The sequence below is a fragment of the Micromonospora inositola genome (genome assembly GCF_900090285.1).
Lineage (GTDB): Bacteria > Actinomycetota > Actinomycetes > Mycobacteriales > Micromonosporaceae > Micromonospora > Micromonospora inositola.
This window is the reverse complement of the sequence record NZ_LT607754.1, coordinates 5,634,946-5,657,496: the sequence shown is the minus strand read 5'-3', so window position 1 is coordinate 5,657,496 and position 22,551 is coordinate 5,634,946. Positions and strand designations below refer to the sequence as shown.

15 protein-coding genes and 1 pseudogene are annotated in these 22,551 nt (G+C 73.6%); 11 read left to right on the top strand and 5 right to left on the bottom strand.

What is annotated here, in order from left to right:
- Positions 1 to 15 precede the first annotated feature (15 nt).
- From GA0070613_RS26985 to GA0070613_RS26975, 3 genes are all read left to right on the top strand, one after another.
- Positions 16 to 1,425 (top strand): methyltransferase domain-containing protein, encoded by a 1,410-nt coding sequence (locus GA0070613_RS26985; protein WP_089014843.1) that lies wholly within the window; start codon positions 16 to 18, stop codon positions 1,423 to 1,425.
- Positions 1,418 to 3,463, top strand: coding sequence for a sulfatase-like hydrolase/transferase (locus GA0070613_RS26980; RefSeq protein ID WP_089014842.1), 2,046 nt, complete (start codon positions 1,418 to 1,420; stop codon positions 3,461 to 3,463). The genes GA0070613_RS26985 and GA0070613_RS26980 overlap by 8 nt, the downstream gene beginning before the upstream one ends.
- 261 nt (positions 3,464 to 3,724) lie before the next feature.
- Positions 3,725 to 5,008: a citrate synthase gene (locus tag GA0070613_RS26975; RefSeq protein ID WP_089014841.1), complete on the top strand. Its 1,284-nt coding sequence runs from the start codon at positions 3,725 to 3,727 to the stop codon at positions 5,006 to 5,008.
- Between the two features lie 172 nt (positions 5,009 to 5,180).
- Here GA0070613_RS26975 and GA0070613_RS26970 read toward each other — a convergent pair whose 3' ends face one another.
- On the bottom strand, positions 5,181 to 6,587 hold the full coding sequence (locus GA0070613_RS26970) for a glycosyltransferase family 4 protein (RefSeq protein ID WP_089014840.1): 1,407 nt from the start codon (positions 6,585 to 6,587) through the stop codon (positions 5,181 to 5,183).
- 320 nt (positions 6,588 to 6,907) lie between these two features.
- Here GA0070613_RS26970 and glgX point away from each other — a divergent pair, with 320 nt between their 5' ends.
- The 4 genes from glgX to GA0070613_RS26950 all read left to right on the top strand — a co-directional run bounded on the left by glgX (position 6,908) and on the right by GA0070613_RS26950 (position 13,892).
- On the top strand, positions 6,908 to 9,025 hold the full coding sequence (glgX, locus tag GA0070613_RS26965) for a glycogen debranching protein GlgX (RefSeq protein WP_089014839.1): 2,118 nt from the start codon (positions 6,908 to 6,910) through the stop codon (positions 9,023 to 9,025).
- Position 9,026: 1 nt separating this feature from the next.
- Positions 9,027 to 11,363, top strand: coding sequence for a malto-oligosyltrehalose synthase (gene treY, locus GA0070613_RS26960; RefSeq protein WP_089014838.1), 2,337 nt, complete (start codon positions 9,027 to 9,029; stop codon positions 11,361 to 11,363).
- Positions 11,360 to 13,093, top strand: coding sequence for a malto-oligosyltrehalose trehalohydrolase (gene treZ / locus GA0070613_RS26955; protein ID WP_089014837.1), 1,734 nt, complete (start codon positions 11,360 to 11,362; stop codon positions 13,091 to 13,093). The genes treY and treZ overlap by 4 nt, the downstream gene beginning before the upstream one ends.
- 223 nt (positions 13,094 to 13,316) lie before the next feature.
- On the top strand, positions 13,317 to 13,892 hold the full coding sequence (locus GA0070613_RS26950; RefSeq protein WP_089014836.1) for a GNAT family N-acetyltransferase: 576 nt from the start codon (positions 13,317 to 13,319) through the stop codon (positions 13,890 to 13,892).
- Positions 13,893 to 13,902: 10 nt separating this feature from the next.
- On the opposite strand, the gene GA0070613_RS26945 is transcribed toward GA0070613_RS26950, so the two are convergent.
- On the bottom strand, positions 13,903 to 15,381 hold the full coding sequence (locus tag GA0070613_RS26945) for a glutamate--cysteine ligase family protein (RefSeq protein WP_089016226.1): 1,479 nt from the start codon (positions 15,379 to 15,381) through the stop codon (positions 13,903 to 13,905).
- 180 nt (positions 15,382 to 15,561) lie between these two features.
- Between GA0070613_RS26945 and GA0070613_RS26940 the strand changes: the two genes are divergently transcribed.
- Complete coding sequence (locus tag GA0070613_RS26940) at positions 15,562 to 15,900, top strand: DUF3817 domain-containing protein (RefSeq protein ID WP_089014835.1); 339 nt, start codon at positions 15,562 to 15,564, stop codon at positions 15,898 to 15,900.
- Between the two features lie 75 nt (positions 15,901 to 15,975).
- Here GA0070613_RS26940 and GA0070613_RS26935 read toward each other — a convergent pair whose 3' ends face one another.
- On the bottom strand, positions 15,976 to 16,836 hold the full coding sequence (locus GA0070613_RS26935) for an alpha/beta fold hydrolase (RefSeq protein WP_089014834.1): 861 nt from the start codon (positions 16,834 to 16,836) through the stop codon (positions 15,976 to 15,978).
- Between the two features lie 37 nt (positions 16,837 to 16,873).
- Positions 16,874 to 17,423: pseudogene (locus GA0070613_RS26930) on the bottom strand (hypothetical protein).
- Positions 17,424 to 17,562: 139 nt separating this feature from the next.
- Between GA0070613_RS26930 and GA0070613_RS26925 the strand changes: the two are divergent.
- Positions 17,563 to 18,687 carry a baeRF2 domain-containing protein gene (locus GA0070613_RS26925; protein ID WP_089014833.1) on the top strand — a complete coding sequence of 375 codons (1,125 nt, stop codon included), beginning with the start codon at positions 17,563 to 17,565 and terminating at the stop codon, positions 18,685 to 18,687.
- Entirely contained in the window at positions 18,680 to 20,443 is a 1,764-nt protein-coding gene (locus GA0070613_RS26920; RefSeq protein WP_089014832.1) for a thiamine pyrophosphate-binding protein, read from the top strand. The genes GA0070613_RS26925 and GA0070613_RS26920 overlap by 8 nt, the downstream gene beginning before the upstream one ends.
- Positions 20,444 to 20,548: 105 nt before the next feature.
- On the opposite strand, the gene GA0070613_RS26915 is transcribed toward GA0070613_RS26920, so the two are convergent.
- Positions 20,549 to 20,764 (bottom strand): CDGSH iron-sulfur domain-containing protein, encoded by a 216-nt coding sequence (locus GA0070613_RS26915; RefSeq protein ID WP_089014831.1) that lies wholly within the window; start codon positions 20,762 to 20,764, stop codon positions 20,549 to 20,551.
- A gap of 235 nt (positions 20,765 to 20,999) precedes the next feature.
- Between GA0070613_RS26915 and GA0070613_RS26910 the strand changes: the two genes are divergently transcribed.
- Positions 21,000 to 22,403, top strand: a complete 1,404-nt coding sequence (locus GA0070613_RS26910) for a hypothetical protein (RefSeq protein ID WP_408631016.1) — start codon at positions 21,000 to 21,002, stop codon at positions 22,401 to 22,403.
- The last annotated feature ends 148 nt before the right edge of the window (positions 22,404 to 22,551 follow it).

The following is a 22,551-nucleotide window of genomic DNA, read 5'->3' as shown; positions in this document are numbered from 1 at the left end:
GGGCCGGCACCGGCGATGGCCCGCCCCGACACCGGCCTCCGGGCCGACCCCGGATCCTTCCGGGACCCGACCAACCGGGTCTTCCACCGCGACGGCGAGGTGCTGCGCGGTCTCGACCACCGGGCGACCGCGGACTGGCGGGCCCTGGCGGCCACCGGCTTCTTCCGCGACCTGCTGGCCGAGGGAAAGGTGTGCGGCACCGAGGAGGTCACCGCCACGCCGCCCTGGTCCGCCGTGCTGCGGCACCAGCGGATCCCCTTCGTCTCGCACCCCTACGAGTGGTCGTTCGGGATGCTGCGGGACGCCGCGCTGCTGCACCTGGAGATCCTGCGCGCCGCGCTCGACCACGGATTCACCACCAAGGACGGCTCGGCGTACAACCTCCAGTGGCGGGGCGCCGCGCCGGTCTTCATCGACGTCGGCTCCTTCGAGCCGCTCCGCGAGGGCGAGCCGTGGGCCGGGTACCGGCAGTTCTGCCAGACCCTGCTCTACCCGCTGCTGCTCCAGGCCCACCTCGGCGTGGACTTCCAGCCCTGGCTGCGCGCCCGGGTCGACGGCCTCGAACCGGACCAGATGCGCCGGTTCTTCGGGGGCGCCCGCCGGCTGCTGCCCGGCGTGCTCACTCACGTGCACCTGCACGGCGCGATGCAGCAGCGGCACGCCCGCTCCACCACCACCGACGTGCGGGCCCAACTGCGCGACGCCGGGTACTCGCGGGAGCTGGCGGCGGCGACCGTACGCGGTATCGAGAAGCTGGTCCGCCGGCTGGATCGCCCGCCGGGCGGGAGCCACTGGTCGGACTACCAGCGCACCTGCGGCTACTCGGCCCAGGACCGGCTGGCCAAGGAGCGGTTCGTGGAGGAGGCGGTGGCCGACGCGGGCAGCCCGCCGCTGGTGCTCGACCTGGGCGCCAACGACGGCCGGTACGCCCGGATCGCCGCCCGGCACGCCCGGTACGTGGTCGCGATCGAGCAGGACCCGGCGGTGGTCGACGCGCTCTACCGGGCGCTGCGGGCCGAGGGGGAGCGGCGGATCCTGCCGCTGGTGATGGACCTGGCCGACCCCTCGCCCGGCGGTGGCTGGCGTGGCGTCGAGCGGGCCGGCTTCGCCGACCGGACCCGAGCCGAGGTGGTGCTCGCCCTGGCCGTGGTGCACCACCTGGCGATCGGGCGGAACGTGCCACTGGTGGAGGTGGTCGACCAGCTCGCCGGGCTGGGCGAGCCCGGTGCGGCGCTGGTGGTGGAGTTCGTCCACCCCGAGGACCCGATGGCCCGCCGGCTGCTGGCCAACAAGCCGGACGGGCTCTTCCCCGACTACCGCCGGGACGTCTTCGAGCGGCTGCTCGCGGCGCGCTGCCGGATCATCCGGCGCGCGGCGCTGCCCTCCGGCACCCGGACGCTCTACCAGGCGGTGGTGGGTGGCTGAGGGCACGCTCGCGCCGCCCGACGTCCGACCCGTGCCGTCCGCCCCGGCGGGGCCGGGTCGGCCCTGGCGGGCGGAGCTGGGCCGGCTGCTCGAAGTGGTCGGCCTGGTCGGGCTGGTGGTCACCCAGCCGCTGCTGGACGTGCTCGGCCGCAGCCCCGACTTCTTCGTGTTCCACCGCGCCGGGCGGGGCGACATCCTGCTCCTGGTGGCCCTGATCGCGATCGTGCCGACCCTGGCGTTCGCGCTGCTCGGCGCGGTCAGCCTGGTCGTCGGGCGGGCCACCCGGGCGGCGGTGCACAGCCTGCTCGTCGGGCTGCTGCTGGCCGCCCTCGCCGTCCAGGTCGGGCGGCACGGCACGCCGCTGCGGGGCGTACCGCTGCTGCTGGTCGCCGCCCTGGCCGGCGCGCTCGGGACGGCCGCGAACCGGCGCTGGCGGGTGCCCGGCCGGGTGCTGCGGGTGGCGGCGCTCGGGCCGCCGGTCTTCGTCGGCCTGTTCCTCTTCGCCTCGCCGGCCTCAGCGGTGGTGCTGCCTCGGGCGCACGCCGGCGCCGCCGGGGTGGCCGGCCCGGGCGCCCACCCGCCGGTGGTCATGATCGTCCTGGACGAACTGCCGGTGGTCTCGCTGCTCGGCCCGGACGGGAAGATCGACGCGGCCCGCTACCCGCACTTCGCCGAGCTGGCCCAGGGTTCCACCTGGTACCGCAACGCCACCGGGGTCAGCGGCTGGACCCCATACGCGCTGCCGGCCATGCTCACCGGCCGCTACCCGGCCGAGCCGCTCGCCCCGCACTACTCGCAGTACCCGAACAACCTCTTCACCGCCCTCGGCGGCCTGTACGACGTCAGGGCGGAGGAGAGCATCACCCGGCTCTGCCCGCCCAGCCGCTGCGAGCAGCCGGTCATGCCGGAGCGGGGACTCGGCGTGCTGGTCCAGGAGAGTGGCCGGCTGCTGCGCCAGGTGACCGCCCCGGTGGACAGCCGGGTCGACCCGGAGGACTCCTACCGCGAGCTGACCCGCGCCCAGGCCGGCCTGGACGCCGCCGAGCCGGTGCCGGCCGACCCGAAGTTCCGCTGGGACACCCTCAACGACAACCAGCCGGCCCGGTTCACCAGCTTCCTGGCCGGGCTGCGCCCGTCGTCCCGCCCCACCCTGCACTTCCTGCACCTGCTGATGCCGCACCCGCCGTGGGCGTACCTGCCGTCGGGAGAGCACTACGCGGCGCCGGACGACCTGCCCAACGACGGCGCCGGCTGGGTGGACCTGGCCCGGCAGCGGCACCTCGCCCAGCTCGCCTACACCGACCGGCTGATCGGCGAGACGCTGCGCACGCTGCGCGCCACCGGGCTCTACGACCAGGCCCTCGTCCTGGTCACCGCCGACCACGGGGTGAGCTTCACGAGGGACTGGCAGGGCCGCGGGATGGACGCGATCAACCACGCCGCCGACCAGGTCGCCTGGGTGCCGATGTTCGTCAAGGAACCCGGCCAGCGCGCCGGCCGGGTGGACGACCGCAACTGGGAGCACGTCGACCTGCTGCCCACCATCGCCGACGAGACCCACGTGAAGGTCCCCTGGCGGATGGACGGCCGGTCCGCCCGGCAGGCCCCGCGCGAGCGCCCCGACAAGCGCTTCTACGACCGCCCGGGCCAGCCGGTGACGATCACCGGCGGGGTGCCGTCGCCGCCGGCCAGGCCGGCCCCGAGCCCGCTGATCGGCACCCGGGTGGGGGAGCGGCCGGCCGGCGGTACGGCGAAGGTGGCGAACCTCGCCGCGTTCCGTGCCGTCGACCCGGCCCACGGCGAGCTGCCGGCCCTGGTCTGGGGGACCGTGCCCGCCGCCGTGCCGGACGGGACGATGCTGGCGGTGGCGGTCAACGGCACGATCGGCGCGGTCGTCCCGGTCGTGCCGCCCGACCCGGGCGGCCGGCGGTTCGCGGCGCTGCTGCCCGACGACCGGCTCTTCACCGTTGGCGCCAACCGCCTCGACGTCTACCAGGTGGGCGCCGGCGGCGCGCTGCGTCGGCTCGCCCTCGCCTGAAGCCGGATCCCCGCCCGGCCGGCCCTTCTCGCCGCCGGCCGACCCCGCGTCCTCGGCGCGCCGCCCGCTCGGCCGCCCCCGTCCACGCCCGCTGCCGGGCGGTGGGCGAACGGCCATGCACAGGGTTTCCGAGCCGGCAAGTCGGGAATCGGGTGACGCATACCTCACCGCGGAACCACGACGAGCGGTGTCCCCGATACCGCGATTACGGTAAAAGCGAAGGCAATTCAACGAAGATCTTGCCGGCGAAGCGAGGAACACATGACGGAAGTCAAGCTCGACCACCCCGGTGGGCAGCTGTCGATGCCGGTCCAGTCCGCGGTCGAGGGCCCCGCCGGCATCGGGGTGAGCCACCTGCTCAAGGAAACCGGCATGACCACCTACGACCCCGGTTTCGTCAACACCGCGTCCTGCTCGTCCGCGATCACCTATATCGACGGTGACGCGGGCATCCTGCGGTACCGCGGGTACCCGATCGAGCAGCTGGCCGCGAAGTCCTCCTTCCTGGAGGTCTCCTACCTGCTGATCTACGGCGAGTTGCCGACCCAGCAGGAGCTGACCGAGTTCAGCGAGCGGATCCGCCGGCACTCGCTGCTGCACGAGGAGATGCGCCGCTTCTTCGACGGCTTCCCGCGCGACGCCCACCCGATGGCCGTGCTGTCGTCGGCGGTCAGCGCCATCTCCACCTTCTACCAGGACAGCCTGGACCCGTTCGACTCCCAGCACGTGGAGATGTCCACGGTCCGGCTGATGGCGAAGGTCCCCACCATCGCCTCGTACGCCTACAAGAAGTCGATCGGGCAGCCGCTGCTGTACCCGGACAACTCGCTGGGCTACGTGGAGAATTTCCTCCGGATGACCTTCGGCGTCCCGGCGGAGCCGTACGAGGTCGACCCGGTGATGGCCCGCGTGCTGGACATGCTGTTCATCCTGCACGCCGACCACGAGCAGAACTGCTCCACCTCGACCGTGCGGCTGGTCGGTTCCAGCAACGCCAACCTCTTCGCCTCGGTCTCGGCCGGCGTGAACGCCCTCTTCGGCCCGCTGCACGGCGGCGCCAACCAGGCCGTGCTGGAGATGCTGCAGAAGATCCACGCCGACGGCGACGACGTCCGCTCCTTCGTGCAGAAGGTGAAGGACAAGCAGACCGGCGTGAAGCTGATGGGCTTCGGCCACCGGGTCTACAAGAACTACGACCCGCGCGCCGCCATCGTCAAGAAGGCCGCGCAGGACGTGCTGGGCCGGATGGCCAAGCCGGACCCCCTGCTGGACCTCGCGATGGAGCTGGAGGAGATCGCCCTCGCCGACGACTTCTTCGTCTCCCGGCGGCTCTACCCGAACGTGGACTTCTACACCGGCCTGATCTACAAGGCCATGGGCTTCCCCACGAAGATGTTCACGGTGCTCTTCGCCCTGGGCCGGCTGCCCGGCTGGATCGCCCAGTGGCGCGAGATGATCAACGACCCGGAGACCAAGATCGGCCGCCCGCGGCAGATCTACACCGGCTACCCGGAGCGCGACTACCCTCCGGCCGCGGAGCGCTGACCCTCCGGTCCCACGACGAAGGCCGCCGACCCGCACGGGTCGGCGGCCTTCCGCGTTTCGGCGGGTCGTCGTACCGAGGGCCGCGGGTCTGGCGATTGAAGGTCGAGGCCCGGCGGCGACAGCGCCTCTTTCGCTGTCCTCCTGGTGGGTTGGCAGCGCGTACGCGTACGGCTCAGCGCAGGCCGGCTGCGGCGAGCAGGTTGCCCTCCGGCAGCGGGGGCAGGACGGGGCCCAGGGTCATCCGCTGCTCGGCGCGGTCGGCGGTGAACTGGGGGTCCTTCGCGATCGCGGCGGCGTAGGTGGTGGCGGTGCGGGCGGCGATGGCCGACCAGCCGTACTGCTCGTGGACCATGGTGCGGGCGCGGCGGGCCAGCGCGCGCGCCCGCTCCCGGTCCGACAGCAGCGCGTGCACCGCCTCGCTCAGCCCGTCCGGGTCCTGGGGGGCGAAGGTCATCCCGGTCACCCCGGGCTCGACGATCTCGGCGAGCCCGCCGGTGCGCGCCACCGCCAGGGGCGCACCGGCCGCGGCGCCCTCCAGGGCCACCATGCCGAACGGCTCGTAGATGCTCGGCACCGCGAAGCAGTCCGAGGCGGCCATCACCGCGGGCAGGTCGGTCCCGCCGAGGAAGCCGGGCATGCTCACCGCGCCGGCCAGGCCGAGCCGGTGCACCTCGGCCTCGAGGGCCGGCTTGTACGGCCCGTCGCCGACGATCACCGCGCGCAGTCCGGGGTGCCGCTCGCGTAGCCGGGGCAGGCCGGCGAGCAGGTGCTGCACGCCCTTCTCGTAGACCAGCCGGCCGGCGAAGGTGACCAGCGGGCCGTCACCGGCGAACCGGGCCCGGGCGGCGGCGACCGCGGCCGCCGGCGCCCGCCAGCGCTGCGGCTCGACGCCGTTGGGCACCACGTCGACCCGCGCGGGCGGCACGCCGAAGAGGGCGGTCACCTCGTCGCGCATGTACCCGGAGCAGACGATCACCCGGCCGGACTCGGCGGCCAGCCACTGCTCGACGCCGTGGATGGTGCGGTTCATCTCCTCCGGCAGCCAGCCCTGGTGCCGGCCGGCCTCGGTGGCGTGGATGGTGCTGACCAGCGGCACGTCCAGGTGCTCGCGCAGGGTCATGGCGGTGTGCGCGACCAGCCAGTCATGGGCGTGGATGACGTCGTACGAGCCGGACTCGGCGGCCCGCAGGGCGGCCCGGGTCAGCGTGTGGTTGAACGCCATCGTCCAGGCCAGCAGGGAGCCGGTGGCGAGCGGGAAGGTGACCGGGTCCTCGGCGGCGCGGACGATCCGGACGCCGTCGGCGTACTCCTCCAGGGGGGCGCTGTCGGCGTGCCGGGTGACGACGGTGACCTCGTGGCCGACGGCGGCCAGGGCGACCGACAGGGCGTGCACGTGTCGGCCGAGCCCGCCGACCAGCACCGGCGGGTACTCCCAGGAGAGCATCAGGATGCGGCGGGTCCGCGGGGGCACGCCGGGACCGGGGCTCTGCTGCGGGAGCTGGGGCCGGGAGGTCAGGGTGGGCCGGTGGGTCCGGTCCGTGGCGGTGGCGGGCTGCTCGCCGACCCGCAGGGTGGTCACATCAATCTCCGTCCATGCACGAAGGGTCGCGCCGGCAACGGTGGCGGCGGAAAGAGGGGGTGGGGGTGGCCGAGGGGCCGAGGCGGACCCGCCCGTGCGGACGCGTCCGCATCAAGCAAAGGGCATCGCGCGGTCCCGCGCATCTCGAAAAGGCCTATCGTGACGGAGGACACCCAAAGGTTCACTGACAGCGCAGGTTGGTGGATATCGGTTGCCCTCCGATCGGGTGGATTGGCCGCTCCGGCGACGGGGCATTAGCGGCGTGCGCACCGGCGGCCCGCCCGTCCGGTGCGCTCATGATCATGTGCCGAAGGAGCGACATGCAGGTCTGGCCGGGCGAGAGCTATCCCCTGGGCGCCACCTACGACGGGATGGGGACCAACTTCGCGATCTTCTCCGAGGTCGCCGAGCGGATCGAGCTCTGCCTGTTTGACGAGTGGGACACCGGCGCCGAGCGCCGGGTCGAGCTGCGCGAGGTCGACGCGTACGTCTGGCACGCGTACCTCCCCGGGATCGAGCCGGGCCAGCGGTACGGCTACCGGGTCCACGGCCGGTACGACCCGGCCGACGGGGTGCGCTGCAACCCGCACAAGCTGCTGCTCGACCCGTACGCGAAGGCGGTCGACGGGGAGGTCTCCTGGGATCCGGCGGTCTACGACTACGTGCTGGGCGAGCCGGACCGGATGTCCGAGGTCGACTCGGCGCCGTTCATGCCGAAGTCGGTGGTGGTCAACCCGTACTTCGACTGGGGCAACGACAAGCCGCCGCGCACCCCGTACCACCACTCGGTGATCTACGAGGCGCACGTGCGCGGGCTGACCATGCGGCACCCGGACATCCCGGAGGAGCTGCGCGGCACGTACGCGGCGATCGCCTCACCTGTCATGATCGACTACTTCAAGCGGCTCGGGGTGACGGCGGTCGAGCTGATGCCGGTGCACGAGTTCGTGCACGACCACCGCCTGGCCGACCTGGGGCTGCGCAACTACTGGGGCTACAACACCATCGGCTTCTTCGCCCCGCACCACGGCTACTCCGCGCTGGGCCGGCTCGGCCAGCAGGTCCAGGAGTTCCGCGGCATGGTCAAGGCGCTGCACGCGGCCGGCATCGAGGTGATCCTCGACGTGGTCTACAACCACACCGCGGAGGGCAACCACCTGGGCCCGACGCTCAGCTTCAAGGGCGTGGACACCGCCAGCTACTACCGGCTCTCGGAAGAAGACCGGCGGTACTTCGTCGACTACACCGGCACCGGCAACAGCCTCAACGTGCGCAGCCCGCACTCGCTTCAGCTGATCATGGATTCGCTGCGCTACTGGGTGACCGAGATGCACGTCGACGGCTTCCGCTTCGACCTCGCCGCCACCCTGGCCCGCGAGTTCTACGAGGTCGACCGCCTCTCCACCTTCTTCGAGGTGGTGCAGCAGGACCCGGTGGTCAGCCAGGTCAAGCTGATCGCCGAGCCGTGGGACGTCGGCCCCGGCGGCTACCAGGTCGGCAACTTCCCGCCGCAGTGGACCGAGTGGAACGGCAAGTACCGGGACACCGTGCGGGACTTCTGGCGCGGCGAGCCGGCCATCCTCGCCGAGTTCGCCTCCCGCATCTCCGGCTCCGCCGACCTCTACCAGGACGACGGCCGCCGCCCGTTCCACAGCATCAACTTCGTCACCTGCCACGACGGCTTCACGCTGAACGACCTCGTGTCGTACAACGACAAGCACAACGAGGCCAACGGCGAGGAGAACCGGGACGGCGAGAGCCACAACCGGTCCTGGAACTGCGGGGTCGAGGGGGAGACCGACGACCCGGCAGTCCTGGCCCTGCGGGCCCGGCAGCGGCGCAACGTCCTGGCCACCCTGATGCTCTCCCAGGGTGTGCCGATGATCGGCCACGGCGACGAGCTGGGCCGCACCCAGCACGGCAACAACAACGCGTACTGCCAGGACAGCGAGCTCGCCTGGGTCGACTGGGCACCGGCCGACGAGGAGCTGCTCGGCTTCGTCCAGCGGCTCACCGACTTCCGCACCCGCCACCAGGTGTTCCACCGGCGCCGGTTCTTCACCGGGCTGCCGGTGGGCGGCCGGGCCGCCGGATCGGGCCTGCCCGACCTGGCCTGGTACACCCCCGACGGCCGGGAGATGACCGGCGAGGACTGGGGCAACGACTTCGGCCGCTCGGTGGCCCTCTTCGTCAACGGCGACGGCATCCCGGAGCGCGGCCAGTACGGCCAGCGCCACCGGGACGACTCGTTCCTGCTGCTGTTCAACGCGCACGACGCGCCACTGGACTTCACCCTGCCCGGGGAGGAGTTCGGGCAGCGGTGGGAGCTGGTGATCAGCACGGCGGAACCGGATCCGGAGAAGACCACCCTGGTGGAGGCGGGCGACACGGTCTGCGTACCCGACCGGTCCCTGCTGGTCCTGGAGAGGACGGCCTGACATGTCCGACACCCCCCGACCCGACGTGCCGACGGCAGCGACGACGCGGGTCGGGTCGACCTACCGCGTCCAGATCCGCCCCGGCTTCGGCCTCGACGCCACCGCCGGAGTCGCCGATTACCTCGCCGCCCTCGGCGTCACCCACCTCTACAGCGCACCACTGCTCACCGCCACGCCCGGCTCCGCGCACGGCTACGACGTGGTCGACCACCGGGCGGTCAACCCGGAGCTCGGCGGCGAGGCCGGCCGGCAGCGCCTCGTCCGGGCGCTGCGCGCCGCCGGCCTCGGCCTGGTCGTGGACATCGTGCCCAACCACGCCGGGGTGGCCCGGCCGGAGGCCAACCCGGCCTGGTGGGACGTGCTGCGCCGGGGCCGGGAATCGGCCTACGCCGACTGGTTCGACATCGACTGGGACCTGGGTCCGCTGCTGCTGCCGGTGCTCGCCGACACCCCCGACGCCCTCGACGACCTCAAGGTCGTCGAGGGGGAGCTGCGCTACCACGAGCACCGCTTCCCCATCGCCGACGGGACCGGTGCGGGCAACCCGCGCGAGGTGCACGACCGGCAGCACTACGAGCTGATCTCCTGGCGGCGCGGGGACGCCGAGCTGACGTACCGCCGGTTCTTCGCCGTGTCCGACCTGGCCGGCCTGCGGGTGGAGGACCCGGCGGTGTTCGCCGCGACCCACGCGGAGATCCTGCGCTGGGCCGACGCGGGCGAGCTGGACGGCATCCGGGTCGACCACCCGGACGGGCTGCGCGACCCCGCCGGCTACCTGGCCCGGCTCCGCGCGGCCGCGCCGGCCGCCTGGCTGGTGGTGGAGAAGATCCTGGAGTACGGGGAGGAGCTGCCGGCCTGGCCGGTCGACGGCACCACCGGCTACGACGCCCTCGCCGCGGTCTGCGGGCTCTTCGTCGACCCGGATGCCGAGGGTGACTTCACCGCGCTCGACGCCCGGCTGACCGGCCACCACACCTCCTGGCAGGACCTCACCCACGACACCAAGCTGGCCGCCGCCACCCGGCTGCTCGCCGCCGAGCTGACCCGGCTCGCCGCGCTCGTTCCCGAGCTGCCCCGCGAGGAGGTCCGGGCGACCCTGGCCGAGCTGGCCGCCTGCTTTTCGGTCTACCGCGGCTACCCGCCGGAGGGCGCCCGGCACCTGGCCGCCGCCCGGTCGGAGGCGGGCCGGCGCCGACCCGACCTGACCGCCATCCTGGACGCGGTCACCGCCCGGCTGCGCGACCCCGGGCACGAGCTGGCCGCCCGCTTCCCGCAGCTCACCGGCGCGGTGATGGCCAAGGGCGTGGAGGACACCGCCTACTACCGGTGGAGCCGGTTCGTGGCGCTCAACGAGGTGGGCGGCAGCCCCGCCCACTTCGGTGTGCCGCCGGCGGAGTTCCACCGGTTCGCCGCCGCCCGGCAGGTGCGCTGGCCGGCCAGCATGACCACCCTCTCCACCCACGACACCAAGCGCGGCGAGGACGTCCGGGCCCGGCTCGCCGTGCTGTCCGAGCTGCCCGGGCGCTGGGCCGAGCGGGTGGCGGACTGGATGTCCCGCGTGCCGCTGGCCGATCCGGCCTTCGCGCACCTGCTCTGGCAGACCGCCGTCGGGGCCTGGCCGATCGAGCGGGACCGGCTGCACGCGTACGTGGAGAAGGCCGCCCGGGAGGCCTCGCTCTCCACCAGCTGGGCCGACCCCGACCTGGCCTTCGAACGCCAGCTGCACGCCCTGGTCGACCGGATGTACGACGACCCGGACCTGCACGCCGAGATCACCGCGTTCGCCGCCGGGGTCACCCCGGCCGGCTGGTCCAACTCGCTCGCCCAGAAGCTGGTCCAGCTCGCCATGCCGGGTGTGCCGGACACCTACCAGGGCACCGAACTCTGGGAGAACTCGCTGGTCGACCCGGACAACCGCCGGCCGGTCGACTTCGCCGTACGACGGGACCTGCTGGCCCGGCTCGACGGCGGCTGGCGGCCCGAGGTGGCCGCCGACGGCGCGGCGAAGCTGCTGGTGGTCTCCCGGACGCTGCGGCTGCGCCGGGACCGCCCCGAGCTGTTCGCCGGCTACCGCCCGGTGCCGGCGCGCGGCCCGGCCGCGCGGCACGCGGTCGCCTTCGACCGGGGTGGCGCGATCGCGGTGGCCACCCGGCTGCCGCTGCGGCTGGACCGGGCCGGCGGCTGGCGGGACACAACCCTGTCACTTCCCGTTCATTCGGTCACTGACATGTTCACCGGGCGGGTCTACAGTGGCTCTGAGCTGCTCATGCATGATCTGTTGAGCACCTATCCCGTCGCCCTGCTGGCTCCCACCGACTCCGTGGAGGCTGCCGCATGACCGAGTTCACGGTGTGGGCGCCCGAGGCCGCCCGGGTCCGGCTGCGCCTGCCCGGTGCCGCCGACCACGAGATGCGCGCCGGCCCGGACGGTTGGTGGCGGGTCGAGGTGCCGGGCGCCGGGCCGGGCACCGACTACGCGTTCCTGCTCGACGACGACGACCGGGCCCTGCCCGACCCGCGGTCGGCCTGGCAGCCCGCGGGGGTGCACGGGCCGAGCCGGCTCTACGACCACGCCGCCTACCACTGGACCGATCGGGGCTGGACCGGCCGGCAACTGCCCGGCAGCGTCCTCTACGAGCTGCACGTCGGCACCTTCACCCCGGAGGGCACGTTCGACGCCGTCATCGGCCGCCTCAACCACCTCGTCGACCTCGGCGTGGACATGATCGAGCTGCTGCCGGTCAACGCCTTCAACGGCGAGCACAACTGGGGCTACGACGGGGTCTGCTGGTACGCCCCGCACCAGCCGTACGGCGGGCCGGACGGGCTGAAACGCCTGGTCGACGCCGCGCACGCCAAGGGGTTGGGGGTGATCCTCGACGTCGTCTACAACCATTTCGGGCCCTCCGGGGCCTACGCGCCGATGTTCGCGCCGTACCTCACCGAGCAGAGCAACACCTGGGGCCGCACGGTCAACCTGGACGGCCCGCACTCCGACGGGGTACGCCGCTACATCATCGACAGCGTGCTGATGTGGCTACGCGACTACCACGTCGACGGGCTGCGGCTGGACGCCGTGCACGCCATGCCGGACTCCCGGGCCACCCACTTCCTCGAGGAGGTGGCGGTCGAGGTGGAGGCCCTCTCCACCCATCTGGGTCGGCCGCTGTCGCTGATCGCCGAGTCCGACCTCAACGACCCGAAGGTGATCACCCCGCGCGAGGCCGGCGGCTACGGCCTGCACGCCCAGTGGAACGACGACGCCCACCACGCCCTGCACAGCCTGCTCACCGGTGAACGGCAGGGCTACTACGGCGACTTCGGCTCGCTGGAGTGCCTCGCCGACGTGCTGACCGGCGCGTTCTTCCACGCCGGCACCCGGTCCAGCTTCCGCAACCGCGGCCACGGCCGGCCCGTCGACCGGCAGCGCACCCCGGGGCACCGCTTCGTGGCGTACCTGCAGAACCACGACCAGATCGGCAACCGGGCCACCGGCGACCGGATCTCCACGACGCTCTCCCCGGCGCTGCTGCGGGTCGGCGCCGCCCTGCTGATGACCGCGCCGTTCACCCCGATGCTGTTCATGGGGGAGGAGTGGGCGGCCAGCACCCCGTGGCAGTTCTTCACCAGCCATCCGGAGCCGGAACTGGCCACCGCGGTGGTGACCGGGCGGAAGCGGGAGTTCGCCGCGCACGGCTGGCCGCCCGGCGACGTGCCCGACCCGCAGGACTCGCAGACCTTCGTCCGCTCCCGGCTGGACTGGGCCGAGCTGGACAAGCCGGAACACCGCGAGATGTACGACTTCTACCGGCGGCTGATCGCGCTGCGCAAGAGCCGCCCCGACCTGTCCGACCCGTGGCTGCACGACGTCGACGTCCGGCACGGCGACCAGTTCCTGATGATGCGCCGGGGCGACTGCCTGGTGGTGGCGAACCTCGCCGGCAAGTCACAGCGGATCAACCTGCCCGGGATGGTGCGCAACGTGCTGCTGGCCACCGGCACCGGCGTCACCGTGATGCGCGACGGGATCGAGCTGCCACCGGAGTCGGCCGCCATCGTCGCGCTCTGAGCCGCCGACCACGCCGGTCCGGGAGGGACGCTCAGCCCGGCGGGCGGTGCCAGAGGTCCGCGGGCAGCGGCTCGACGCCGCGCGCCGCCGCGTCGTACTCGGCGGCGACGGGGAGTAGCGCGGCGCCGCCGTGATCGTCCCCGCCGGCCAGCCGGCGGCTAACCTCGGCGTTCGTCTCGGCCAGCCGCCCACCTGGGGTGCGCGGCGGACTACCGTCTGCGGGATGGAGAGCGGTGAGGGGTCGGCGTCCGTCGTCGGTCACGTCCACGCGGCCGACGGAATCGTCGTCCGGCTCCGTCCGGTCGCCGAGCCGGACCTGGCGATGTTCCGCCGGTTCGCCGTCGAGCCGGGCCTGATCGGACTGGACTGGGCCGGCTTCCGGGACCCGGGCGCGCCCGCCCGCCGGTACGCCGAGGACGGCTACCTCGGCCCGGAGGACGGCCGGCTGATCGTCCAGGCGGAGCCGGAGCGAGCCGCGGCGGGATTCGTCAGCTACCGCTCCGGCACGTACGACGGCAAGGCGCGGCACTGGGAGATCGGCATCGCGCTGCTGCCCGAGTGGCGCGGCCGGGGGATCGGCTGGCGGGCCCAGGCGTTGCTCTGCGACTACCTCTTCGCGCACAGCCCGGTGCAGCGGGTCCAGGCCGGCACGCACCCGGAGAACGTCGGCGAGCAGCGGTCGCTGGAGAAGGCCGGCTTCCGGCTGGAGGGCGTGATCCGGGCCGCCGAGTTCCGGGCCGGCGCCTGGCGCGACGGCTGGCTCTACAGCCGGCTGCGCGACGATCCATCGCCACTCTGACCCGCACCGGTCAGGGCAGCGGCCACTCGTGCACCGGGCGGTTGCTGTGCATCAGCTCCACGTAGTGCCGGACCACCTCGCGCAGCGCCTCGGGCCGGTCCAGGTGGTCGGCGGACTCGAACCGGTGCAGCGTCTCCACCTGCCAGGTCGCGCCGTTGCGCCCGGTCAGGCAGCGCTGCTCGACGATGCCGAGCAGCCGGTCCCGCTCGGTCGGCTCGAGCCCCCACCGGTCCAACCCGTCGTACGCCAGCGGCAGCAGCCGGCGCAGCACCAGCTCGGTCACCGGCAGGTAGCCCAGCCCCGGCCAGAACACCTGGGCGTCGATGCCGTGCCGGGCACAGTTGGTGAAGTTCTCCTCGGCCGCGCTGAACGACATCTGCGACCACAGTGGCCGGTCCGACTCGGCCAGGGCGCGGACCAGCCCGAAGTAGAAGGCGCTGTTGGCGATGGTGTCCACCACGGTCGGGCCGGCGGGCAGCACCCGGTTCTCCACCCGCAGGTGCGGGCGTCCCTTCAACACGTCGTAGACCGGACGGTTCCAGCGGTAGATGGTGCCGTTGTGCAGCCGCATCTCGGCGAGTTTCGGCACGTCCCCGGCCGCCAGGGTCTCCGCCGGGTCCTCCGCGTCGCAGACCGGCAGCAGCGCCGGGAAGTAGCGCACGTTCTCCTCGAACAGGTCGAAGACGTTGGTGATCCAGCGCTCGCCGAACCAGACCCGGGGGCGTACCCCCTGGGCCTTGATCTCCTCCGGGCGGGTGTCGGTGGCCTGCTGGAAGAGCGGCACCCGGGTCTCCCGCCACAGCTCCCGGCCGAAGAGCAGCGGCGAGTTCGCGCCGAGGGCGACCTGGATGCCGGCGATCGCCTGGGCGGCGTTCCAGTAGTCGGCGAACTGGGCGGGGCTGACCTGGAGGTGGACCTGGGTGCTGGTGCAGGCCGCCTCCGGGGTGATGGTGTCCGCGGTGGTGGCCAGCCGCTCGACGCCGCTGATCGAGATCCGCAGGTCCTCGCCGCGAGCCGCGAAGATCTGCTCGTTGAGCAGCCTGTAGCGGGGATTCGCCGACAAAGTCTCGGCGGTCAGGTGTTCGGGGCGCAGGGTGGGCAGGATCCCGATCATCACCATGTGCGCGTCGACCGTACGGGCCTTCTCCTCGGCCGCGTTCAGGCTGGCCCGGACGTGCTCCTCGAACTGCGCGGTGCCGGTGCCGACCAGCCGGCGCGGGGCCACGTTGATCTCGACGTTGAACTGGCCCAGCTCGGTCTGGAAGCTCGGGTCGGCGATGGCGGCCAGCACGTCGGCGTTGCGCATGGCCGGCTGCGAGTCCTCGTCGACCAGGTTCAGCTCGATCTCCAGGCCGGTCATCGGCCGCTCCACGTCGAACCGCGACTCGCGCAGCATCTCGGCGAAGACGTCGAGGCAGCGGCGTACCTTCTCCCGGTAGCGGGCCCGGTCCTCACGGCTGAAGGTCCGCGCACCGACGTCCTCGCCCATGGTCACCACCTTGTCACCGCTGGTTCCCCTAACCTCGCACGTCGCGGCGGGGCGGGGAAGACCCGAAGGTCCTCTACCTACCCAGCCACGGCCCTCGTGATCCCCGTCGCGTCCGGCGTCCGCGCGCCCGGCCCGGCCCCGCGCCCCGGCTAGCATGGCGGCGACCGGTGGGGAGATGCGATGCGTGAGAAGATGACCAGGCTGTTCGTGGCGGCCGCGATCGCCGAGGCCTGCTCCTGGCTGGCGCTGCTGGCCGGCATGGCGGTCAAGTACGGCCCGCCGGCCAACGAGATCGGCGTGCACGTCTTCGGGCCGATCCACGGCGCGCTCTTCGTGGTCTACGGCATCCTGGTCCTCGTGGTGGCCCGGCTGCGCCGGTGGCGCCTGCTGACCACCGTGCTGGCGCTGGCCTGCGCGGTGCCGCCGTTCGCCACCCTCGTCTTCGAGCGCTGGGCCCGCCGGCGCGGCCTGCTGCACGACGCCTCGACCCCGGCGCGTAACCTCACCCCGGTCGGCTGACCGGCCGGCCGACCCACGCCGGCCTACGCCGTCACCTTGCCGGACCGCGTCGCTCAGCCGGCCAGGCCGCGCCGCTCAGCCGGCCAGGAAGTCGGCCAGCACCGCGGCGAGCCGCTCCGGCGCCTCCTCGGCCATGTGGTGCCCGGAGTCCACCGACGCGGCGCGGACATCGTCCGCCCAGTCCCGCCAGATCGCCGCCGGGTCGCCGTAGAGGTCGACCATGTCGTCCCGCTCGGACCAGACGAACAGCACCGGGCAACCGATCCGCCGGCCGGCCGCCCGGTCCGCGTTGTCCGCCGCCCGGTCCGGTCCCAGGCCGGCCCGGTAGTCCTCGCACATCGCGTGCACGGTGGCCGGGTCATGGATGGCCCGACGGTAGTCGGCGTACGCCTCCTCGCCCATCGCCGCGGGCGAGCCGCCGTACCAGGCGTCCGGATCGGCGTTGATCACCCGCTCCGCGGGCTTGTCGAGCTGGCCCAGGAAGAACCAGTGCCACCAGCGGGCCGCGAACCGGGCGTCGCAGCGGGCCAGCGCCTCGCCGATCGGCACCCCGTCGAGCACCCCGAGCCGCGACACCCGGGCCGGGTGGTCCAGCGCCGTCCGCATCGCCACGTACGCGCCCCGGTCGTGGCCCACCACGGCCGCCCGGTCGTGGCCGAGCGCGTCGAGCAGCCCCACCGCGTCCGCGGCCATCGCCCGCTTGGCGTACGTGGTGTGCGCCGGGTCGCTCGGCGGCTTGGACGAGCCGCCGTAACCGCGCAGGTCCGGGCAGATCACGGTGTGCCGGTCGGCCAGCAGCGGGGCGACCCGGTGCCAGGTCGCGTGGGTACGCGGATGCCCGTGCAGCAGCACCACCGGCGGCCCCGAACCGCCGTGCCGGACCCGCAGCCGTACCGGGCCGACGTCGATCTCCTCGAGGGTGAATCCGGCGAACATGGCCGAACCGGTGCCCGCGACCGGCCGGGCGGAAACCTCAGCCGAGCGCCGACCAGGCGGCGACCCCGAGCAGCAGCAGCGCGCCGAGCGTCGCCTGGAGCAGCAGCGGGCGGACCGAGGTGGGACCAGACCGTCGCGGTACGCGGGGTGAGCAGCTGGCCGGTGGTCAGGTTGACGATCCGCTCGATCCGCGGCGGCAGTTCGGGGTCGCGCTGGGGGCGCAGGGTGAGCTGCACGTGGTCGGTGGGGTGCAGCGCACTCTGCGGCAGGTGCCCGTGCAGCTCCACCTCCAGCAGCCGGTCCGCGCCGTCGCGCAGCCGCAGCGGGGTCACCAGGAACTCCGGCCCCTTCTTCAACTCCTTGAAGCTGCGCCGCGCGGCACCGCTGCCGCTGCTCAGCAGCGACCGCACCAGCAGCATCAGCAACCCCATCACGCCGGCCGCGGTGAGCACCGCGACCAGCACGGGCTGACCCACCCGCACCTCGCGGGGGTAGCCCTCCAGCAACCGGACCACCCGCCCGGTGACGATCCGCTCCGTCGGATGAACCGCGCGTCGGATGTGGAGGTCAGTATCCACGATCACCACCGAGAGTCCCGTTCTGTTCACTGATGGTATCGGCTCCTCGGGTTGGACGACGTGAATGAACACCGGTCACGCGATGGCCGCCAGGTGACATCCGGGACGGCGCGGGTATGCGTGCGGCCGAGCTGGAAAGGGGTCGAGCATGCAGCTGTCCTTCCTGCGTCCGCTCTACAACCGTCCCGGGCCGTGGTGCTCGGTCTATCTGGACGCCTCCCGGGACACCCACGACTCCCGTCCCGCGCTGGACCTGCGCTGGCGGGCCCTCAAGGGCCAACTGCTGGAGCAGGGCGCCGACCCGGCGAACATCGACGCGGTCGAGCGGGTGGTGCGTGGGCACGACCCGATGGCGGGGGATTACGGTCTGGCCGTCTTCGCCACCGGCGGACGGGTGGTGCTCTCCGAGTACCTCTCCGCGCCGCCGCTGCGGGACCTGGCCAGCTGGTCCACCCTGCCGCACACCATGCCGCTGGTCGCCCAACGCGGTGAGCAGGTGGCCTGGGTGCGGGTGCTCGCCGACCGCACCGGCGCCGACGCCATCGCGGTCAGCGCCGGCGGGGTGCCGCGGAAGGCGCACGTCAAGGGTCGGGAGAGCTACCAACTGCGCCAGGTCAATCCCGGCGGCTGGTCGCAGTCCCGCTACCAGCGGGCGGCGATGGAGGCCTGGCACCACAATGCCGGGGACGCCGCCGCGGCCACCGCCGAGCTGGCCGAGAAGGTGGGTGCCGACGTGGTGGTGGTCGCCGGCGACATCCGCGCCACCGGCATGATCGCCGCGCAGCTCCCGGAACGCTGGCAGGACGTGCTGGTCCGCACCGACGCCGGCTCGCGGACCGGCGGCGCCGACCCGATGGCGATGGACGACCTCACCGTGCAGACCATCGCCGAGGTCGCCGATCAGCGGATCACCACCGCGCTGGACCGGTTCGGCGTCCAGGAGGACGTCGGCGCGGGGCTGGATGCGGTCGTCTCCGCGCTGCAACGCAACCAGGTCGACACGATGCTGATCGTCGACGACGCCTCCGCCAACGGCAAGCTCTGGATCGGCCCGGAGCCGACGGAGATCGCCACCGACCCCGGGCAGCTGATGAACATGTCGGTGGCCGACCCGCAGCGGGTCCGCGCCGACGCCGCCCTGCTCCGGGCGCTGGTCGGCACCGACGCCGAGCTGACCGTGCTGGCGCCGGAGGAGGCGCCCGAGCTCACCGACGGCGTCGGCGCGGTGCTGCGCTACGTCGACGCCAGCACCCCCGGGCGGGGCAATGGCTGACCGGACGGTCGCCGACCTGGTGGTGGAGCGGCTGCGCGCCTGGCGGGTGCCCCGGGCCTTCGGCTACCCCGGGGAGGCCATCGCCCCCCTGGTGGGCGCGCTGGACCGCGCCGGCGGGGACCCGCAGTTCATTCCGGCCCGGCACGAGGAGACCGCCGCCTTCATGGCGACCGGCCACGCCAAGTTCACCGGCGAGATCGGGGTCTGCCTCGCCACCCAGGGGCCGAGCGCCGTGCACCTGCTCAACGGCCTCTACGACGCCAAGCTGGACAGCAAGCCGGTGGTGGCGATCGTGGGCGAGGACGTCACCGGTCCACTCGGCGGCGCGCACGAGGAGATCGGGCTGAGCCGGCTGTTCGGCGACGTCTGCAACCAGTTCGTCCGGTACGGGCGGATGCCCGAGCAGGTGCCCGCACTGCTCGACCAGGCGTTCCGCACCGCCGCCGCCACCCGCAGCCCGACCTGCGTGGTGCTGCCCCGCGCGTTGCAGGAAGCCGCGGTGCCGGACCTGCTGCCGCAGACCGCGGGGGTGCTGACCGCGACCCCGGGCGAGCCGCTGGCCCGGGTGCTGCCGCACGACGCCGACCTGGACGCCGCCGCGTCGCTGCTCGCCGGCGGCCAGCGGGTGGCGATCCTGGTCGGCCAGGGCGGGCACGCCGCCGCCGACCAGATCGTGGCGCTGGCAAACCGGCTCGGCGCCGGGGTGGCCACCTCGCTGCTCGGCAAACCGGTGCTGGACGAGCGGCTGCCGTTCCACACCGGGGTTCTCGGCGAGGTCGGCACCACCGCCGCCGCGCAGCTGATGGGGGGCTGCGACACCCTGCTGCTGGTCGGCACGAACGACCCGTGGACGGACTACTTCCCGATGCCGGGACAGGTGCGGACGATCCAGATCGACATCGACGGACGGCGGATCGGCACCCGGTACCCGGTGGACGTCCCGCTGGTCGGCGACGCCGCGGACACCCTGGCCGCGCTGCTGGGCCGGGTCGCCGACCGGCCCAACCAGCAGTGGCGGGGCGTCGTCGAGAGCTCGGTGGACCGCTGGCGGCAGGCCGCGGCCGACCGGGCCGCCGCCTCGGCCGAGCCGGTCAACCCGCAGCTCGTGCTCCACGAGCTCTCCGCCCGGGTGCCCCGGGACGGCTCGGTCGCGGTCGACGTCGGCTCGGTCCTCTACTGGTACGCCCGGCACCTGGAGCTGCCCCCGGGCGTCCGCGCGCAGCTCTGCGGGACGCTCGGCTCGATGGGCTGCGCCCTGCCGTACGCGGTCGCCGCCAAGCTGGCCCGTCCGGACGAGCCGGTGCTCGCCCTGCTCGGCGACGGCGCGATGCAGCTCAACGGACTGGCCGAGCTGATCACCGTGGCGCACCACTGGCGGGAGTGGCGGGACCCGCGGCTGGTGATCCTGGTGCTGAACAACCGGGACCACTCGGGGATGGGCGGCGGGCGGCGGCCGACCGGCGAGCTGGGTGACCGGCGACCGGACGTGCCGTACGCCGGTTGGGCCCGGCTGCTCGGCCTGCACGGTGTCCGGGTCGACCGGCCGGAGCTGGTCGGCCCGGCCTGGGACGAGGTGCTCGCGGCGGACCGGCCCAGCGTGCTGGAGGCGGTGGTCGATCCCGCCGTGCCGCTGAACCCGCCGGAGCCCGCGCTGGCCGACCTGCGCGGGGTGTTCGCCGACGGGGAGGCCGCCCGGCGGGTCCGCGAGAAGATGTTCGAGGCCCAGGTGAGCGTGGAGGCCGAGGACCTCGTTTAGGGGTGCTGGCCAGGGCAACTTCCGGGAGATCACCATCGCCTGGGAAGCCCCAGTCCTCCGCACCGGACCGCCGTCACGGTCCCGCCCCGCTGCCGACGTCGCGGGTCAGGGTTCGCGGTGGGTGGGTGCGCGGAAGTTGATCGCCTTGTGGGTGCCGTCGCAGAAGGGCTTGAGTGCCGATTTGCCGCATCGGCAGAGGGCAACCGTGCCACGGCGCGACTCGATGGTCCTGACGAGGGCGAAGTCGCCCCGGACCAGCAGCGGGCCGTCCTGGTAGGGGGTGATGGTCGCCGCCGCGGTGCTCGCCTCGTCCTCGCGCATGGCCGGTGAAGTGCCCGCCCGGGTGTCGCCGAAACCCCGTCCAGCAGGGGTTTCCGCCCCCTGAGGCGGAACCCGGCGACAGGGCGCGGGTGGGTCCGGTGCGTCCGGATCGCCCGGCCGCCGCGCACCCGAGGATTGATCCTTCCCGTGGGGGGATGCCCCGTTTAGACCGCATAGGGACGGGAAGCCGGGCCGCGTGGTGAGCGAACGAGGCAAGGTGGGGCCGGTGCCGAAGGTGCAGGTGGGGCTCACGGCGGAGGGCGCCGGGCTGGCCGGCGACCGGGTCGTGGCGGCGGGCAGCACCGCCCGGGTCCTGGTCGCGGCGACCGCTCGGGCGCTGCGCGGCGACGACTGCGGCGACCTCGGGCACCCGACCCCGCTGTCCCGCTTCACCGGCGCCCCGGAGCCGGTCCGCCGGGCCGCGGCGGCCCGGGCCGTCGGACGGGTCGCCCTCACCCCCGCCCAGACCGCCGAGGTGGACGCCGAGCGGGTGGCCCGCTGGATCGTCGACCAGTACCCCCGGCGGCGCTACCCCGGGCTGGTGCTCGGCTCGGCGCACGGCTCCGCCGCGCACCTGGCGGTGGCGCTGGGCGTGCCCTGGTTGCCGGCCTCCTTCGAGCTGACCGCGCACTGGACCCGGGGCGCGGTCGACCGGCCGCGCGCCGCCCTCGACCACGGCGCCGCGCTGGCCGCCCGCCTGCTGGCCGGCAACTCCGACGTGCACGTCCGGCAGGTCCACTGCCCCGCCAGCCGGGGCGCCCTCGCCGGCGCCACCGTGACCCTCGCGGTGCACTGGCGGCGGCTGCCGGCGGCGTACGGGCGGTTCCTGGCCGACCGGCTCGAACCCGGCGCGGCGGTGCTGCTGCTGCGCGACGCCCGCACCTGGCCGGTGCTCGACGAGGGTCGGGGCCACAGCTTCCAGGTCGGCTCCCCGGCCAGTGGCCTCGAACCGGTGGACTTCCACCCGGACGCGCACGCGCTGCGCCAGGTGCTCCGCTCCGCGGGCGGCGACGGGGCGCACTGGGAGCCGCCGGAGGTCTCCACGCCGCAGGGGCACGCCGAGCACGGCGTGGAGTCCGGTTTCGAACTCAGCGCCCGGGACTGGACCGGCCGGCATGGCCATCCGCTGCACCAGGTGCTCTTCCCGCAGCCCGACGCGCTCAGCGCCGCCACGGCCGACCTGTACCGGCGCTGGCTGCGGTGGGCCGGCAAGACCGGCGACCGGCTGGTGGTGGAGTGCGGGCGGCTGCTCGACCCGTGGCAGGTGGTCCGGGCCGGGATGGTGCCGTACTGGTGCGAGAACGCGACCCGACGCCGGGTGGAGGGGGTGGAGTGGTGGCTCGCCGGCAGCGAGCCGTTCAGCTCGGTGGACGTGCTGCCCGAGCCGCCGGGCGTCCGGTCCCCGGCGCTGGCCGGCCTGCCGCAGTGGCTGGCGGTGGCCGCGTTCGGGCGTCGGCGGCGGTCGCTGGACCGGGGGTCCGCGCGGGGCTACCCGGTCACGTCGGTGCCGACCCGGCGTGCCACCGAGGTATTGCGCAACCAGCCGTACGACCTGCCGGTCCCGCCGCCGCTGCGCGTCGCCGAGGCCGTGGACGTGCTCCGGGACACCGGCGCCCACCAGGGGTTGCTGGTCTCCTGACCGGATTCCGCCACGTCCGGCGGACGGGTCCACGCCGGCCGGCACCAACCCTGCCGAAACATCCTCGCGAAACCGCGGTCCGTGATTGAGTACCTACGGAGCGGGAACACCGCTCGCTGCGACGGCCAGATGACGCTGTCCAGCGGGC

What these genes read in the sequence shown, in the direction of transcription:
- GA0070613_RS26985 (WP_089014843.1), top strand. Translation starts at nt 16, where the DNA reads ATGGCCCGCCCCGACACCGGCCTCCGGGCCGACCCCGGATCCTTCCGG.
- GA0070613_RS26975 (WP_089014841.1), top strand. Translation starts at nt 3,725, where the DNA reads ATGACGGAAGTCAAGCTCGACCACCCCGGTGGGCAGCTGTCGATGCCG.
- glgX (WP_089014839.1), top strand. Translation starts at nt 6,908, where the DNA reads ATGCAGGTCTGGCCGGGCGAGAGCTATCCCCTGGGCGCCACCTACGAC.
- treY (WP_089014838.1), top strand. Translation starts at nt 9,027, where the DNA reads ATGTCCGACACCCCCCGACCCGACGTGCCGACGGCAGCGACGACGCGG.
- treZ (WP_089014837.1), top strand. Translation starts at nt 11,360, where the DNA reads ATGACCGAGTTCACGGTGTGGGCGCCCGAGGCCGCCCGGGTCCGGCTG.
- GA0070613_RS26950 (WP_089014836.1), top strand. Translation starts at nt 13,317, where the DNA reads ATGGAGAGCGGTGAGGGGTCGGCGTCCGTCGTCGGTCACGTCCACGCG.
- GA0070613_RS26945 (WP_089016226.1), bottom strand. Translation starts at nt 15,381, where the DNA reads ATGGGCGAGGACGTCGGTGCGCGGACCTTCAGCCGTGAGGACCGGGCC.
- GA0070613_RS26940 (WP_089014835.1), top strand. Translation starts at nt 15,562, where the DNA reads ATGCGTGAGAAGATGACCAGGCTGTTCGTGGCGGCCGCGATCGCCGAG.
- GA0070613_RS26935 (WP_089014834.1), bottom strand. Translation starts at nt 16,836, where the DNA reads ATGTTCGCCGGATTCACCCTCGAGGAGATCGACGTCGGCCCGGTACGG.
- GA0070613_RS26925 (WP_089014833.1), top strand. Translation starts at nt 17,563, where the DNA reads ATGCAGCTGTCCTTCCTGCGTCCGCTCTACAACCGTCCCGGGCCGTGG.
- GA0070613_RS26920 (WP_089014832.1), top strand. Translation starts at nt 18,680, where the DNA reads ATGGCTGACCGGACGGTCGCCGACCTGGTGGTGGAGCGGCTGCGCGCC.
- GA0070613_RS26915 (WP_089014831.1), bottom strand. Translation starts at nt 20,764, where the DNA reads ATGCGCGAGGACGAGGCGAGCACCGCGGCGGCGACCATCACCCCCTAC.